This is a genomic window from Pseudomonas sp. LBUM1651 (genome assembly GCF_059716135.1).
Genome location: NZ_CP166805.1, coordinates 3,955,698 through 3,969,617, shown reverse-complemented (window position 1 = coordinate 3,969,617; position 13,920 = coordinate 3,955,698). Strand labels below are relative to the sequence as shown.

Sequence of the window (13,920 nt, the reverse complement as noted above, 5' to 3'; positions counted from 1 at the left end):
CGCTCCCAAGCTCGTGATAGCATCCGCGCCTATGAAGTTTCCAGGAAGAATTACCAGCGGCGTGCTGATGCTGATCACCAGCTGCGCGGCGCTGGCGCAAAGTGAATTGGATGTGCGGATCAAACCGTCCAACGACGAACTGAAGGCCAATATAGAAGGCTATATCGGCAGCCTCGGCGATCGTGACGAAGAAGCCTTGTTGCGCTTCAGTCGTGGCGCTGAAGAACAGGCGCGCAAGGCCGCCCAGGCCCTGGGTTATTACCAGCCGCAGATCGACACGGACGTGAAGGGTGGCAAGACGCCGCGTCTGGTGCTGAACATCGATCCCGGCGAGCCGGTGCATTTGCGCAATGTCACTATTCGCATCGACGGTCCTGCCGCTTCCCTCAAATCCTTTCGTGTACCGAAAAGCGACGCGCTGAAAACCGGCGCGGTGCTTAATCATGGCCGCTACGAAGACGCCAAGCGGCTGATCCAGAACCAGGCTTCGCGTTTCGGTTTTTTCAGTGGCTACTTCTCTCGGCAGAAGCTGTCGGTCGACCCGCGAGCGGGCGTTGCCGACATCGAACTGATCTATGAAAGCGGCCCGCGTTATGCCCTCGGCAAGGTCAGTTTCGAAGGCGATACGCCGTTCGACGAAGAACTGCTGCAACGCATGGTGCCGTTCAAGGCGGGTGCGCCTTATGACTCCGAACTGATCGCTGAGCTGAATCAGAATCTGCAATCGAGCGGCTACTTTGAAGGCGTGCGCGTTGATGCCGCGCCAACGGCGTCCAAGAACGACGAGATCCCGGTGGACGTCAAACTCGAAACCCGCAAGCCACGGACAATGGGCCTCGGTCTGGGTTTTTCCACCGACGTCGGCCCTCGGGTCAAGGCCAACTGGACCCGGCACTGGGTCAACCCTCAGGGCCACAGCTATGGCTGGGAAACCGAAGTCTCGGCACCACGCCAAAACGTCGGGCTGTTCTACGACATTCCGCTCGACCCGCCACTGACCGACAAACTGCGCTTCGCCGGTGGCTATCAAAGTGAAGAAATTGCCGACAAGGACAGCCTGAGCAAGTTGCTGACCCTCGGCCCCGAGTGGCACAGCAAGTTGCCCAGCGGCTGGCAGCGGGTGGTTTCGCTGAAATGGCAGCGCGAGGAATATCGTCTCGGCGACGATTCGGGGCTGAGCACCTTGCTGATGCCCGGCGTCAGCTATTCGTACCTGAAAAGCGACAACCGCATCGATCCGCACAACGGCTATCGCCTGCAATTCGAAACCAAAGTCGCCAAGGAAGGATTGGGTTCCGACACCAACCTGCTGTACGGCACGGCGCTGGTGAAAGGCTTGACCACAGTGTTCGATAAACACCGTTTCCTCGGTCGGGTGCAGGTAGGCGGCAGCGCCACCAACGGCTACAAATCGGTGCCACCGTCGCTGCGCTTCTTTGCCGGTGGCGATCAGAGCGTGCGCGGTTATGACTATCAGAGCCTATCCCCGGAAAACTCCGACGGCGACCGCATCGGTGGCCGCTACATGATTGCCGGCAGTGTCGAGTATCAATATTCCATCGCCGAAAAATGGCGGGTCGCGACCTTCATTGACCAGGGTAACTCCTTCAACAAACTCGAACTGCCCGATCTCAAGACCGGCGTCGGTATCGGCGTGCGCTGGGTGTCGCCGGTGGGGCCGATTCGCCTCGACCTGGCCCACGCGATGGACGACGACGGCGGCATTCGACTGCACTTTTCCATGGGGCCTGAGCTGTGAAGCGTGGTTTGAAAGTAACGCTGCTGGCGATTCTGGCGATTCTGGCGCTGCTGATGCTGGTGCTGCTGACCGTGACCACGGTGCTGGGCACGGCGACGGGCAGCCGCTGGGCGTTCGGGTTTGTGCCGGGTCTGACCGTCGAGAATTTCCAGGGCCGTCTGGGCGGGCAGTGGAGCGCCGACCATTTGATCTGGCAGCAAGACACCAGCCGGGTTGAGCTGGATAAAGTGATTTTCGCCTGGTCGCCGTTGTGCCTGACGCGCATGACGTTGTGTATCGAGCAGTTGAAGGCCGACCAGGTCAGCCTGCAATTCCCGCCGGGCCCCGAAGAAGAAAGCAGCGGACCGATCACGCTGCCGGACCTGAAGTTGCCATTGGCCATCCAACTGGGCGACGTGCAGATTGGCAGCCTGCTGTTCAACGGCAGCGAAGAACTCAAAGGCCTGCAACTGGCGGCGCACTGGACCGAACAGGGGTTGCAGATCGACTCCGTGCAGCTGCAACGCGACGACTTGAGCCTGAACCTGTCCGGCCTGCTGCAACCCACCGGCAACTGGCCGCTCAGTGCCGAGGGCAAACTGACCCTGCCGGCCCCCGAACCCTGGGCGCTGGCGCTGAAGGTTGACGGCGACCTGCTGAAAACCCTGAACGTGAAAGCCGACAGCAGCGGTTACCTGAACGGCCAACTGACCGGCGAGTTGCAGCCGCTGGTGGACAACCTGCCGGCCAAGGTGCGGATCACCGCCGACGGCTTCAAACCCGGCGCCGATCTGCCGGATACGCTGCAACTCAATCAAGTGGAACTCACCGGCGACGGCGACCTGAAAAACGGCTACCAATTGCGCGGCAACGCCACGTTGCCCGCCGAGCAAGGCCCGGTCGCGTTGTTGCTGCAAGGCAAGGTCGACGCCAACGGCGCGCAGATCGCCGCGCTGGACCTGACCGCCAACGACAAGCAAAGCCTCAAGCTCACCGGCGTACTGGACTGGAGCAAAGGCCTGAACGCCACGGCGAAAATCGACTGGCTGGATTTCCCCTGGCACCGGCTCTATCCGCTGATCGACGAGCCGGAAGTGGCCCTGCGCAGCTTCAACGGTGAAGTCTCCTATACCGACGGCAAATACCTCGGCAACTTCAAGGCTGCACTGGATGGCCCGGCCGGGGCGTTCAGCCTGAGCAGCCCGTTCGCCGGTGACCTGACGAAGATCTACCTGCAACAAATCCAGCTCGAAGCCGGGCAGGGCAAGGCCGAAGGGCACCTGAACCTGCAATTTGCCGACGGCATTGCCTGGGACACCGCGCTCGACCTCTCGGCGATCAACCCGGCGTATTGGGTCGCGGAGTTGCCGGGCACCCTGGCCGGACCGTTGCGCAGCAAAGGTGAGATGAAGAATGAAAAACTCAGCCTGAACGCGGACCTTGATCTGAAGGGCAAGCTGCGCGGCCAACCGGCCGTTCTACAAGCCAAGGCTGATGGTGCCGGTGAGCTATGGAACCTCAGCGCGCTGCAAATCCGTCTGGGCGATAACAGCATCACCGGCAAGGGCAGCCTGCAACAGAAACTCACCGGCCAGATCGACATCAAGCTGTCGCGCCTGGCACAGCTCTGGCCGCAATTGCGTGGACAGCTCAACGGCCGCGTTGATGTCGCCGGCACGCTCAAGGCGCCGCAAGGCAAGCTCGGGTTGCAGGGCACGCAATTGGCTTTCGAAGACAATCGCCTGCAAAGCCTGAACCTCGACGCCACCCTTGACAGCGCGCAACGGGCGAAAATCGACCTCAAAGGCAGCGGCATCCAGGCCGGCGACACCTCGCTGGGCACGCTGACCGCCACCGGTCAGGGCGATATCAAAAACCAGAAACTGGCGCTCGATCTGCAAGGCCCGCAGCTGAAGTTGGCCCTCGGCTTCGACGGCAATCTGGACAAAGGCAATTGGCGTGGGCGTCTGGCCAGTGGCGATATACAGGCCGGCGGTCAGGACTGGAAGCTGCAAGGTCCGGCGAAACTCGAGCGTCTGGCGGACGGCAAAATCAACTTTGGTGCCCATTGCTGGATGTCAGGGCCGGCCAGTCTATGCGGTGAAGACCAGCGCCTGATGCCTGAGCCGAAGCTGCGTTACCACCTCAAGCAATTCCCGATCGACAGCCTGGCGCAGTGGTTGCCGAAGGATTTCGCCTGGAAGGGCCGGCTCAACGCCGACCTGCAACTGGACCTGCCCGCCAGCGGCCCGAACGGCCAGATCAGCCTCGATGCCAGCGGTGGCACTTTGCGCATCAAGGACAAGGACCAGTGGCTGGATTTTCCGTACCAGACCCTGAAACTCACCAGCAAACTCACGCCCAAGCGCATCGACACCGACCTCAACTTCGTCGGTGGCAAGCTCGGCGAATTGAGTGTGCAGGCGCAGATCAATCCGCTGCCGAAGAACAAACCGCTGACCGGCGCGTTCCGTCTCAATGGCCTCGATTTGTCCGTGGCGCGACCGTTTGTGCCGATGGTCGAGAAACTGACCGGACGCCTGAATGGCAGCGGCACGATCGCAGGCACGCTGATGGCGCCTTTGGTGAACGGCAACCTGCTGCTCAGCGAGGGTGAAATCTCCGGGCCTGAGCTGCCGATGGGCCTTGAAGCCTTGCAGCTTCAAGCAGTCATCGCCGGTGAAACCGTGCAATTGAACGGTGGCTGGAAAAGCGGTAAGAGCGGGCAGGGCAGCCTGAACGGCAGTATCGGCTGGGGTCAGGCGCTGGTGGTGGATCTGGCGCTCAAGGGCACGCAATTGCCGGTCACGGTCGAGCCGTACGCCAAGCTTGAAGTGGCGCCGGACCTGAAGATCTCGATGAAGGGCGACGAGCTGGCCATCGCCGGCAAAGTGCTGGTGCCGCGGGGTGAAATCACCGTGCGCGAGTTGCCGCCGTCGACGGTCAAAGTGTCCGATGACACGGTGATCATCGGTCAGCAAACCGAAGAGGGCAAACCGCCGCTGGCGATGAAAATGGACATCGATGTGGTGGTCGGCGAGGACAAACTGAGCTTCGCCGGATTTGGCCTCACCGCCAACCTGCAAGGGCATGTGCACATTGGCGACAACATGGACACCCGCGGCGAGCTGTGGCTCAACGACGGGCGCTATCGCGCCTATGGCCAGCGGTTGACAGTGCGTCGGGCGCGCTTGCTGTTTGCCGGTTCGATCGATCAGCCGTATCTCGACATCGAGGCGATTCGCCAGACCGACGACGTCATCGCCGGTATTCGCCTGAGCGGCAGCGCCGAGCAGCCGACCACGCAGATTTTTTCCGAACCGGCGATGAGTCAGGAACAGGCCTTGTCCTATCTGGTGCTGGGGCGTCCGCTGAGCACCACCGGTGAAGACAACAACATGCTGGCGCAGGCCGCGCTCGGTCTGGGTTTGATGGGCAGTTCCGGCATGACCGGCAAACTGGCCAGTGATCTGGGGATTCAGGATTTCCAGCTCGATACCGAAGGCAGCGGCAACACGACCAGCGTGGTCGCCAGCGGCAACCTCTCCGAAAAGCTCAGCCTGCGTTATGGCGTAGGCGTGTTCGAGCCGGCCAACACCATTGCCTTGCGTTACAAGCTGAGCAAGAAGGTCTACCTCGAAGCGGCGGGCGGCGTGGCCAGTTCGCTGGATATCTTCTATAAGCGGGATTTCTAAAACCCCACGCGATCCCTGTGGCGAGGGGGCTTGCCCCCGTTGGGCTGCGCAGCGGCCCCCTCAGATGCAACTCCATACATCTAAAAGCGACGACTGCTGCGCAGCCGAACGGGGGCAAGCCCCCTCGCCACAGGAATTGTGGGTCGCCTTTATCAACTAAATACAAAGCAACCTAACTATTGCGTTGACATTCGCTGCCTAGGCAGTAACATCTCGACATACATTCTCTGCCTAGGCAGCTAATTGGTGGTCAGATGAAGCATTTCACCCCGGACGAATTCCACACTTGCCATCTCGGCCTCTTGCTCGGGCGCGCTGCGCTGCTCAAGGACCGCATCATCGATACGCACATGGAACCCCACGGCATCACCGCCGCGCAGTTCAAAGTGCTGATCATCATGGCTCAGTTCGGCGTTGATACCCCGGCCGAGCTGTGCCGCCATCTGTCGCTCGACAGTGGTTCGATGACCCGCATGCTCGATCGTCTGGAACAGAAAGGTTTCCTCGCCCGCCAGCGTTCCGAGGCGGATCGCCGTCAGGTGCAGCTTGTGTTAACTGAGCAAGGCCAACAGTTGACCGACCGCCTGCCGGAAATCGGCGCCGACGCCATGAACGAACTGGCCGGCGCGATCACCCCGGAAGAGTTGAAAACCCTGGAACGGATCCTGAAGAAAATTTTGGTGGCAGCCGGTGACTCGATCACGCTGCTGCGGGTAGGTGACAAATGAGCAGCAAAACCCTGCGTGTCGGCCTGAGCCTGGTGCTGGCGTCCATGACCCTGGCCGGTTGCGCCAGCTACAGCGGCCTGACCACTGAAGGCAAAAGCCTCGATGCGAAAACCCTCAAGGCCGGGCAATCCCTCAGCAATTTGACCCTGTCGCCCGCGGCCTGGCCGAAAAGCGATTGGTGGAAAAGCCTCGGTGACCCACAACTCGACGGCCTGATTCGCGAAGCCCTGCACGACAGCCCCGACATGCAGATCGCCGACGCCCGCGCCCATCAGGCCAGCGCTGCTGCGTACGCCGCCGACGCTGCGCGGATGCCGACCCTCGATGCCAGCGCCGGCGTCAGCCGTTCGCGTCTGGCGCGGGATCAAGACCCGCGAGGCGATGGCGATGCGTACTCCACCGTGCGCAACATCGGCGCCAGTTTCAATTACAACTTCGACCTTTGGGGCGGTCAACGTGACGCCTGGGAAGCTGCGTTGGGCCAGGCCCGCGCTGCCGAAGTCGATCAGCAAGCGGCACAGCTGACGTTGTCCGCCGACGTTGCCCGCGCTTATAGCGATCTGGGGCAGGCGCATATCGTCCATGACCTGGCCCAGGAAGACCTCAAGCGCACCAGGCAGATGCTCGACCTGAGCCAGCGTCGCCTGAGTTCCGGGATCGACAGTCAATACCAGTTCCAGCAAACCGAAAGTCTCGAAGCCACGTCCGAAGCCAGCCTGATCGATGCCGAGAAACGCCTGCAAAGCGCGAAAATCGCCTTGGCGGTATTGCTCGGCAAAGGTCCGGATCGCGGCAACGAAATCGCCCGGCCGAAGATCCTTCAGGCCAGCGCTGTTGCGTTGCCGTCGGTCCTGCCCGCCGAGCTGCTTGGTCGGCGCCCAGATCTGGTCGCCGCACGTTGGCGCGTCGAGGCGGCGAGCAAGAATATCGATGCCGGCAAAACCCGGTTCTATCCCAACCTCAACCTTAGCGCGGCGGCCGGTGCCGAATCGTTGTTGGGCGACGCGATGTTCGGTTCGGCCAGTCGTTTCTTCAATATCGCGCCGACGATCTCGGTGCCGATTTTCGACGGCGGCCGCCTGCGCGCCGACCTTGATTCCCGTGACGCCGATTACGACCTCGCGGTGGCGCAGTACAACAAAAGCCTGGTGAAAGCGCTGGGTGATGTCAGCGACACCATCAACCAGTTGCGCGATATCGGCCGGCAAATCGGTGCTCAACAGCACGCCACCGACATTGCCCAGGATTCTTACAACACCGTGGTCCAGCGTTACGGTTCCGGCATCGGAAACTACCTGGACGTGCTCAGCATCGAGCAGCAATTGCTCCAGGCCCAGCGTCAGCTGGCCAACCTGAATGCCGAGCAGATCGACCTGTCGATCCAATTGATGCAAGCGCTGGGCGGCGGTTTTCAGGGCGACACCCTGACCGCGGCCAACGCAACCCCAGCCACGCAGCACAACTAATTCAAGGTAATGGTCATGGCCACTGCAGAAAACCCCCAAACCCCGGACAACGCGCAAGACACCAGCAACCCGCGCAAGCGCAAGGTCATGCTGGTGGTGCTCGCGATCGTGGTGATCCTCTCCGGTATCGGCGTCTGGGGTTATCACGAATTCTACGGGCGCTGGAACGAGAGCACCGACGACGCTTATGTGAACGGCAACGTGGTGGAAATCACGCCGTTGGTCACCGGCACCGTGGTCAGCATTGGCGCCGACGATGGCGACCTGGTCCATGAAGGCCAGGTGCTGATCAACTTCGACCCGAACGATGCCGAAGTCGGCCTGCAAAGTGCCCAAGCCAATCTGGCCCGTACCGTGCGTCAGGTGCGCGGTTTGTACAGCAACGTCGACGGCATGAAAGCCCAGGTCAATGCTCAGCAGGCGGAAGTGCAAAAGGCCCAGGACAACTTCAACCGCCGGAAAAATCTCGCTGCTGGCGGGGCGATTTCCCAGGAAGAACTGTCCCACGCTCGCGACGACCTGACCTCGGCGCAAAACGCCTTGGCCAATGCCAAGCAGCAACTGAAAACCACCAGCGCCCTGGTGGATGACACCGTGGTGTCGTCGCACCCGGACGTGATGTCGGCCGCCGCGCAATTGCGTCAGGCGTACCTGAACAACTCCCGAAGCACCTTGATTGCACCGGTGACCGGTTACGTCGCCAAGCGCTCTGTACAACTCGGTCAACGTGTCCAGCCGGGCACTGCGCTGATGGCGGTGATTCCGCTGGATCAGCTATGGATCGACGCCAACTTCAAGGAAACCCAGCTGCGCGACATGCGCATCGGCCAGCCGGTCGATATCCAGGCCGACCTCTACGGCAGCGACGTGAAGTTCAGCGGCACCATCGACAGCCTCGGCGCCGGCACCGGCAGCGCGTTTGCCCTGCTGCCGGCGCAGAACGCCACCGGTAACTGGATCAAGATCGTGCAGCGTGTGCCGGTGCGGATTCACATCAACGCCGAAGAACTGGCCAAACACCCGTTGCGCGTTGGCCTGTCCACTCAGGTCGATGTGAACCTGCGCGACCAGAGCGGCCCGGTGCTGGCGCAACAGCCGCCGCAGAAGGCTTCGTTCAGCACCACCGTCTACGACCGTCAGTTGGCCGAGGCCGACGCCATGATCACTCAGTTGATCCACGACAACAGCGCCGCGGTCAGCAAAACCGCGAACCGCTGATTCGCCATCACACCGACCCTGTGGGAGTGAGCCTTTGTGGCGAGGGAGCTTGCTCCCGCTCGGCTGCGAAGCAGTCGCAAAGCTTTTGGGGTCGCTTCGCGACCCAGCGGGAGCAAGCTCCCTCGCCACAATGGCTCGCTCCCACAAGGTCAGCTGCGTCTGTAACAGGCGCAGCGCCAATCAGGTTTCAAAGGATTCGCGATGAGCAATAACGCGTCTTTCACGCCGCCCAGCCTGCTGCTCAGCACCATCGGCCTGTCGCTGGCGACCTTCATGCAAGTGCTCGACACCACCATCGCCAACGTGGCGTTGCCGACGATTTCCGGCAACCTCGGCGTGAGTTCGGAGCAGGGCACCTGGGTGATCACCTCGTTTGCGGTGAGCAACGCCATCGCGCTGCCGCTGACCGGTTGGCTCAGCCGACGGTTTGGTGAAGTGAAGCTGTTTCTCTGGGCGACCATTCTGTTTGTGCTGGCCTCGTTTCTCTGCGGCATTTCCACCTCGATGCCGGAGCTGATCGGTTTTCGGGTGCTGCAAGGCCTGGTGGCCGGGCCGTTGTACCCGATGACCCAGACGCTGCTGATCGCGGTCTATCCGCCCGCCAAGCGCGGCATGGCCCTGGCGTTGCTGGCGATGGTCACGGTGGTGGCGCCGATTGCCGGGCCGATTCTTGGCGGCTGGATTACCGACAGCTACAGCTGGCCGTGGATTTTCTTTATCAACGTGCCAATCGGAGTTTTCGCGGTGATGGTCGTGCGCTCGCAGCTCAAGGCGCGGCCGGTGGTGACCAGTTATCAGCCGATGGACTACGTCGGTCTGATCACGCTGATCATCGGGGTCGGAGCGTTGCAGGTGATCCTCGACAAGGGCAACGACCTCGACTGGTTCGAATCGAACTTCATCCTCATCGGCGCGGCGATTTCGGTGATTGCGCTGGCGGTGTTCGTGATCTGGGAAATGACCGACCAGCACCCGGTGGTCAACCTGCGGTTGTTCGCGTATCGCAACTTCCGCATCGGCACGCTTGTGCTGGTGTTGGGTTACGCCGGTTTCTTCGGGATCAACCTGATCCTGCCCCAATGGCTGCAAACCCAGATGGGCTACACGGCAACGTGGGCCGGGTTGGCGGTGGCGCCAATCGGGATTCTGCCGGTGATTCTGTCGCCATTTGTCGGCAAGTACGCGCACAAGTTCGACCTGCGGTTATTGGCGGGTCTGGCGTTCCTGGCGATTGGCCTGAGCTGCTTCATGCGCGCCGGGTTTACCAGCGAGGTGGACTTCCAGCACATCGCGCTGGTGCAACTGTTCATGGGGATTGGCGTGGCGCTGTTCTTCATGCCGACCTTGAGCATTTTGATGTCGGACCTGCCACCGAGCCAGATCGCCGATGGCGCGGGCCTCGCGACCTTCCTGCGGACGTTGGGCGGTAGCTTTGCGGCGTCGTTGACGACCTGGATCTGGATTCGCCGGGCGGATCAGCATCATGCCTATATGAGTGAAAGCATCAGCACTTATGAACCGGCGACCCGGGAGGCGTTGAACAGCCTGGGCGGGGCGGGTAATCCGGCGTATGCGCAGCTGGATCATGTGCTGACCAGTCAGGCATACATGCTCTCCACCGTGGATTACTTCACGTTGCTGGGGTGGGCGTTCATGGGATTGATCGTGATTGTGTGGCTGGCGAAACCGCCGTTTGCGGCGAAGGCGGGGCCTGCTGCCTCCGGCCACTAAGGACTCGCAGTCCCTGTAGGAGCGAGCCTGCTCGCGATGGTCGTGAACGATAACGCGGGGTGCCTGAAACCCCGCGGCGACCTCTGGTTTTTCGCGAGCAGGCTCGCTCCTACAGGGGATTTGTGTTGTTGGTTAACGCCGGCGGCGGGGCGAAGTCGAACGGCGCCAACGCAAACCCGTGCTCATCCACCTGCAACGCCCACCCCTGACGATCCCAATCCCCCAACACAATGCGCTTGGCCGCTTGCTCGCCAATCTGCAACTTGTGGATAGCGGGGCGATGGGTGTGCCCGTGGATCAAGGTTTTCACGCCATAGGCCTGCATGATCCGCGGCACTTCTTCCGGCGTGACATCCACGATGTCATTGGCCTTCATCCGTGTCTGCGTCCGGCTTTCGCTGCGCAGTTTGCGCGCCAGTTTATGGCGAGTGCGCAGGGGCAGGTGGCGCAGGATGAACAGGGTGATCGGGTTGCGCAGGTAGCGACGCAGCTTCATATAGCCGACATCGCGGGTACACAGGCTGTCGCCGTGCATCAACAGCACCGGCTCGCCTGCGAGCTGCACGACACTCGGGTCCTTCAGCAACGTACAGCCGGCCTGTTTGCAGAAGGCCTGGCCCAACATGAAGTCGCGATTGCCGTGCATCAGAAAAATGGCCGTGCCGCTGTCGCTGAGGTCGCGCAGGGCCTGGCAGATGGAACGCTGAAAGGGCGTCATGGCATCGTCGCCAATCCACGCCTCGAAAAAGTCGCCCAGGATGTACAACGCGCTCGCCGAACGGGCGCGTCCGGCGAGCAAATCCAGAAACGCCCGGGTGATGTCCGGGCGCTCCTCTTCCAGATGCAAGTCTGAAATCAGCAGTATCACTCAATGATCTCGGCTTTCTCGATGATCACGTCGTCTGCTGGCACGTCCTGGTGGCCGGCCTTGGAGGTGGTGGAAACACCTTTGATCTTGTCGACAACGTCGGTGCCTGCAACGACTTTGGCGAATACCGCGTAGCCCCAGCCCTGGGTGGTCTTGGCGCTGTGGTTCAGGAAGCTGTTGTCAGCGACGTTGATGAAGAACTGGGCGGAAGCCGAATGCGGCTCCATGGTGCGGGCCATGGCCACGGTGTACTTCTCGTTCGGCAGGCCGTTGTCGGCTTCGTTCTGGATGCTTGGGCGCTTGTCTTTCTTTTCTTTCATGCCTGGCTCGAAACCGCCGCCCTGGATCATGAAGTTACCGATGACGCGGTGGAAAACGGTGTTTTCGTAGTGACCGGCTTTGACGTACTCGATGAAGTTGGCAACGGTCAGCGGTGCCTTTTCAGCGTTCAGTTCCAGGACGATGTCGCCGTGGTTGGTGGTCAGTTTGACTTGGGTCATGATCGGTACTCTTTCAAGGAATTCATGGGTTTCGAGGCTCTGCAGCCCTCAACCGGTCCGGCCAGATTCGGCCAAGGCACGCAGTTTAGCGTGCCGGGCGCGAATTTCGAGGCTGTTTTTCATTTGCATCCGATTAAATGCAGCCGTTTTCGGGCCTGTACTGTCAGCGACTTGACGGCATCGGCTATGATAAGCCCCTTTGTTTTAACCGCCGCTTTGATTTGGCCAACTGGCCGCGCACTTGTACGTTCAAGGATCCTATGAGCAAGCCCACTGTCGACCCTACCTCGAATTCCAAGACCGGCCCTGCCGTGCCGGTCAATTTCCTGCGCCCGATCATCCAGGCGGACCTGGACTCGGGTAAGCACACGCAGATCGTCACCCGTTTCCCGCCTGAGCCCAATGGTTACCTGCACATCGGTCACGCCAAGTCGATCTGTGTGAACTTCGGCCTGGCCCAGGAGTTTGGCGGCGTCACCCACCTGCGTTTCGACGACACCAACCCGGCCAAGGAAGACCAGGAATACATCGACGCGATCGAAAGCGACGTCAAATGGCTGGGCTTCGAATGGTCCGGCGAAGTGCGCTACGCCTCGCAGTATTTCGACCAGTTGCACGACTGGGCCGTCGAACTGATCAAGGCCGGCAAGGCCTACGTCGATGACCTGAGCCCGGAACAGGCCAGGGAATACCGTGGCAGCCTGACCGAGCCGGGCAAGAACAGCCCGTTCCGCGATCGCTCGGTGGAAGAGAACCTCGACTGGTTCGCCCGCATGCGCGCCGGCGAATTCCCGGACGGCGCACGTGTGCTGCGGGCCAAGATCGACATGGCCTCGCCGAACATGAACCTGCGCGACCCGATCATGTACCGCATCCGTCACGCGCATCACCACCAGACGGGCGACAAGTGGTGCATCTACCCGAACTACGACTTCACCCACGGTCAGTCGGACGCCATCGAAGGCATCACCCACTCGATCTGCACCCTGGAGTTCGAAAGCCACCGTCCGCTGTACGAATGGTTCCTCGAGAACCTGCCGGTGCCGGCGAACCCGCGCCAGTACGAGTTCAGCCGCCTGAACCTGAACTACACCATCACCAGCAAGCGCAAGCTCAAGCAACTGGTCGATGAGAAGCACGTTCACGGTTGGGACGATCCGCGCATGTCCACGCTGTCCGGCTTCCGCCGCCGTGGCTACACGCCGGCGTCGATCCGCAATTTCTGCGACATGGTCGGCACTAACCGTTCCGACGGCGTGGTCGACTTCGGCATGCTTGAATTCAGCATTCGTCAGGATCTGGACCAGAACGCTCCGCGCGCCATGTGCGTGCTGCGTCCGCTGAAGGTCGTGATTACCAACTACCCGGAAGACAAGGTCGATCACCTCGAACTGCCGCGTCATCCGCAAAAAGAAGAACTGGGCGTGCGCAAGCTTCCGTTCTCCCGTGAAATCTACATCGACCGCGATGACTTCATGGAAGAGCCACCAAAGGGCTACAAGCGCCTGGAGCCGAACGGCGAAGTGCGTCTGCGCGGCAGCTACGTGATCCGTGCCGACGAAGCGATCAAGGACGCCGATGGCAACATCGTCGAACTGCGTTGCTCGTACGACCCGGAAACCCTCGGCAAGAACCCTGAAGGCCGCAAGGTCAAAGGCGTGGTTCACTGGGTGCCGGCCGCGGCCAGCGTCGAGTGCGAAGTGCGTCTGTACGATCGCCTGTTCCGCTCGCCGAACCCGGAGAAGGCCGAAGACAGCGCCAGTTTCCTGGACAACATCAACCCTGACTCGCTGCAAGTGCTGACCGGTTGTCGTGCTGAGCCTTCGCTTGGCAATGCACAGCCGGAAGACCGTTTCCAGTTCGAGCGCGAAGGTTACTTCTGCGCGGATATCAAGGACTCGAAACCAGGTGCTCCGGTATTCAACCGTACCGTGACCTTGCGTGATTCGTGGGGCCAGTGATTCAAGGAACCTCTA

9 protein-coding genes are annotated in these 13,920 nt (G+C 61.2%); 7 read left to right on the top strand and 2 right to left on the bottom strand.

Going from position 1 to position 13,920, the window contains the following annotated elements; genetic code table 11:
• Positions 1-31 precede the first annotated feature (31 nt).
• The 6 genes from ACA066_RS18455 (at position 32) to ACA066_RS18430 (ending at position 10,576) form a co-directional block, all read left to right on the top strand.
• Positions 32-1,759: an autotransporter assembly complex protein TamA gene (locus tag ACA066_RS18455; RefSeq protein ID WP_497696085.1), complete on the top strand. Its 1,728-nt coding sequence runs from the start codon at positions 32-34 to the stop codon at positions 1,757-1,759.
• Positions 1,756-5,433, top strand: coding sequence for a translocation/assembly module TamB domain-containing protein (locus ACA066_RS18450; RefSeq protein WP_497696084.1), 3,678 nt, complete (start codon positions 1,756-1,758; stop codon positions 5,431-5,433). Before ACA066_RS18455 ends, ACA066_RS18450 begins: the two co-directional genes overlap by 4 nt.
• Before the next feature lie 254 nt (positions 5,434-5,687).
• Complete coding sequence (locus ACA066_RS18445; RefSeq protein WP_214377232.1) at positions 5,688-6,161, top strand: MarR family winged helix-turn-helix transcriptional regulator; 474 nt, start codon at positions 5,688-5,690, stop codon at positions 6,159-6,161.
• Positions 6,158-7,627 (top strand): efflux transporter outer membrane subunit, encoded by a 1,470-nt coding sequence (locus ACA066_RS18440; RefSeq protein ID WP_497696083.1) that lies wholly within the window; start codon positions 6,158-6,160, stop codon positions 7,625-7,627. Before ACA066_RS18445 ends, ACA066_RS18440 begins: the two co-directional genes overlap by 4 nt.
• 15 nt (positions 7,628-7,642) lie before the next feature.
• Positions 7,643-8,845, top strand: a complete 1,203-nt coding sequence (locus ACA066_RS18435) for an HlyD family secretion protein (protein ID WP_497696082.1) — start codon at positions 7,643-7,645, stop codon at positions 8,843-8,845.
• A gap of 201 nt (positions 8,846-9,046) precedes the next feature.
• Positions 9,047-10,576, top strand: a complete 1,530-nt coding sequence (locus tag ACA066_RS18430; protein WP_497696081.1) for a DHA2 family efflux MFS transporter permease subunit — start codon at positions 9,047-9,049, stop codon at positions 10,574-10,576.
• A 109-nt stretch (positions 10,577-10,685) separates the two neighbouring features.
• On the opposite strand, the gene lpxH is transcribed toward ACA066_RS18430, so the two are convergent.
• Complete coding sequence (gene lpxH / locus ACA066_RS18425; RefSeq protein ID WP_497696080.1) at positions 10,686-11,444, bottom strand: UDP-2,3-diacylglucosamine diphosphatase; 759 nt, start codon at positions 11,442-11,444, stop codon at positions 10,686-10,688.
• Positions 11,441-11,944, bottom strand: a complete 504-nt coding sequence (locus tag ACA066_RS18420) for a peptidylprolyl isomerase (RefSeq protein WP_497696079.1) — start codon at positions 11,942-11,944, stop codon at positions 11,441-11,443. The genes lpxH and ACA066_RS18420 overlap by 4 nt, the downstream gene beginning before the upstream one ends.
• Before the next feature lie 260 nt (positions 11,945-12,204).
• Between ACA066_RS18420 and ACA066_RS18415 the strand changes: the two genes are divergently transcribed.
• On the top strand, positions 12,205-13,905 hold the full coding sequence (locus ACA066_RS18415; RefSeq protein WP_497696078.1) for a glutamine--tRNA ligase/YqeY domain fusion protein: 1,701 nt from the start codon (positions 12,205-12,207) through the stop codon (positions 13,903-13,905).
• The last annotated feature ends 15 nt before the right edge of the window (positions 13,906-13,920 follow it).

What these genes read in the sequence shown, in the direction of transcription:
- ACA066_RS18445 (WP_214377232.1), top strand. Translation starts at nt 5,688, where the DNA reads ATGAAGCATTTCACCCCGGACGAATTCCACACTTGCCATCTCGGCCTC.
- ACA066_RS18430 (WP_497696081.1), top strand. Translation starts at nt 9,047, where the DNA reads ATGAGCAATAACGCGTCTTTCACGCCGCCCAGCCTGCTGCTCAGCACC.
- ACA066_RS18420 (WP_497696079.1), bottom strand. Translation starts at nt 11,944, where the DNA reads ATGACCCAAGTCAAACTGACCACCAACCACGGCGACATCGTCCTGGAA.
- ACA066_RS18435 (WP_497696082.1), top strand. Translation starts at nt 7,643, where the DNA reads ATGGCCACTGCAGAAAACCCCCAAACCCCGGACAACGCGCAAGACACC.
- ACA066_RS18455 (WP_497696085.1), top strand. Translation starts at nt 32, where the DNA reads ATGAAGTTTCCAGGAAGAATTACCAGCGGCGTGCTGATGCTGATCACC.
- ACA066_RS18415 (WP_497696078.1), top strand. Translation starts at nt 12,205, where the DNA reads ATGAGCAAGCCCACTGTCGACCCTACCTCGAATTCCAAGACCGGCCCT.
- ACA066_RS18440 (WP_497696083.1), top strand. Translation starts at nt 6,158, where the DNA reads ATGAGCAGCAAAACCCTGCGTGTCGGCCTGAGCCTGGTGCTGGCGTCC.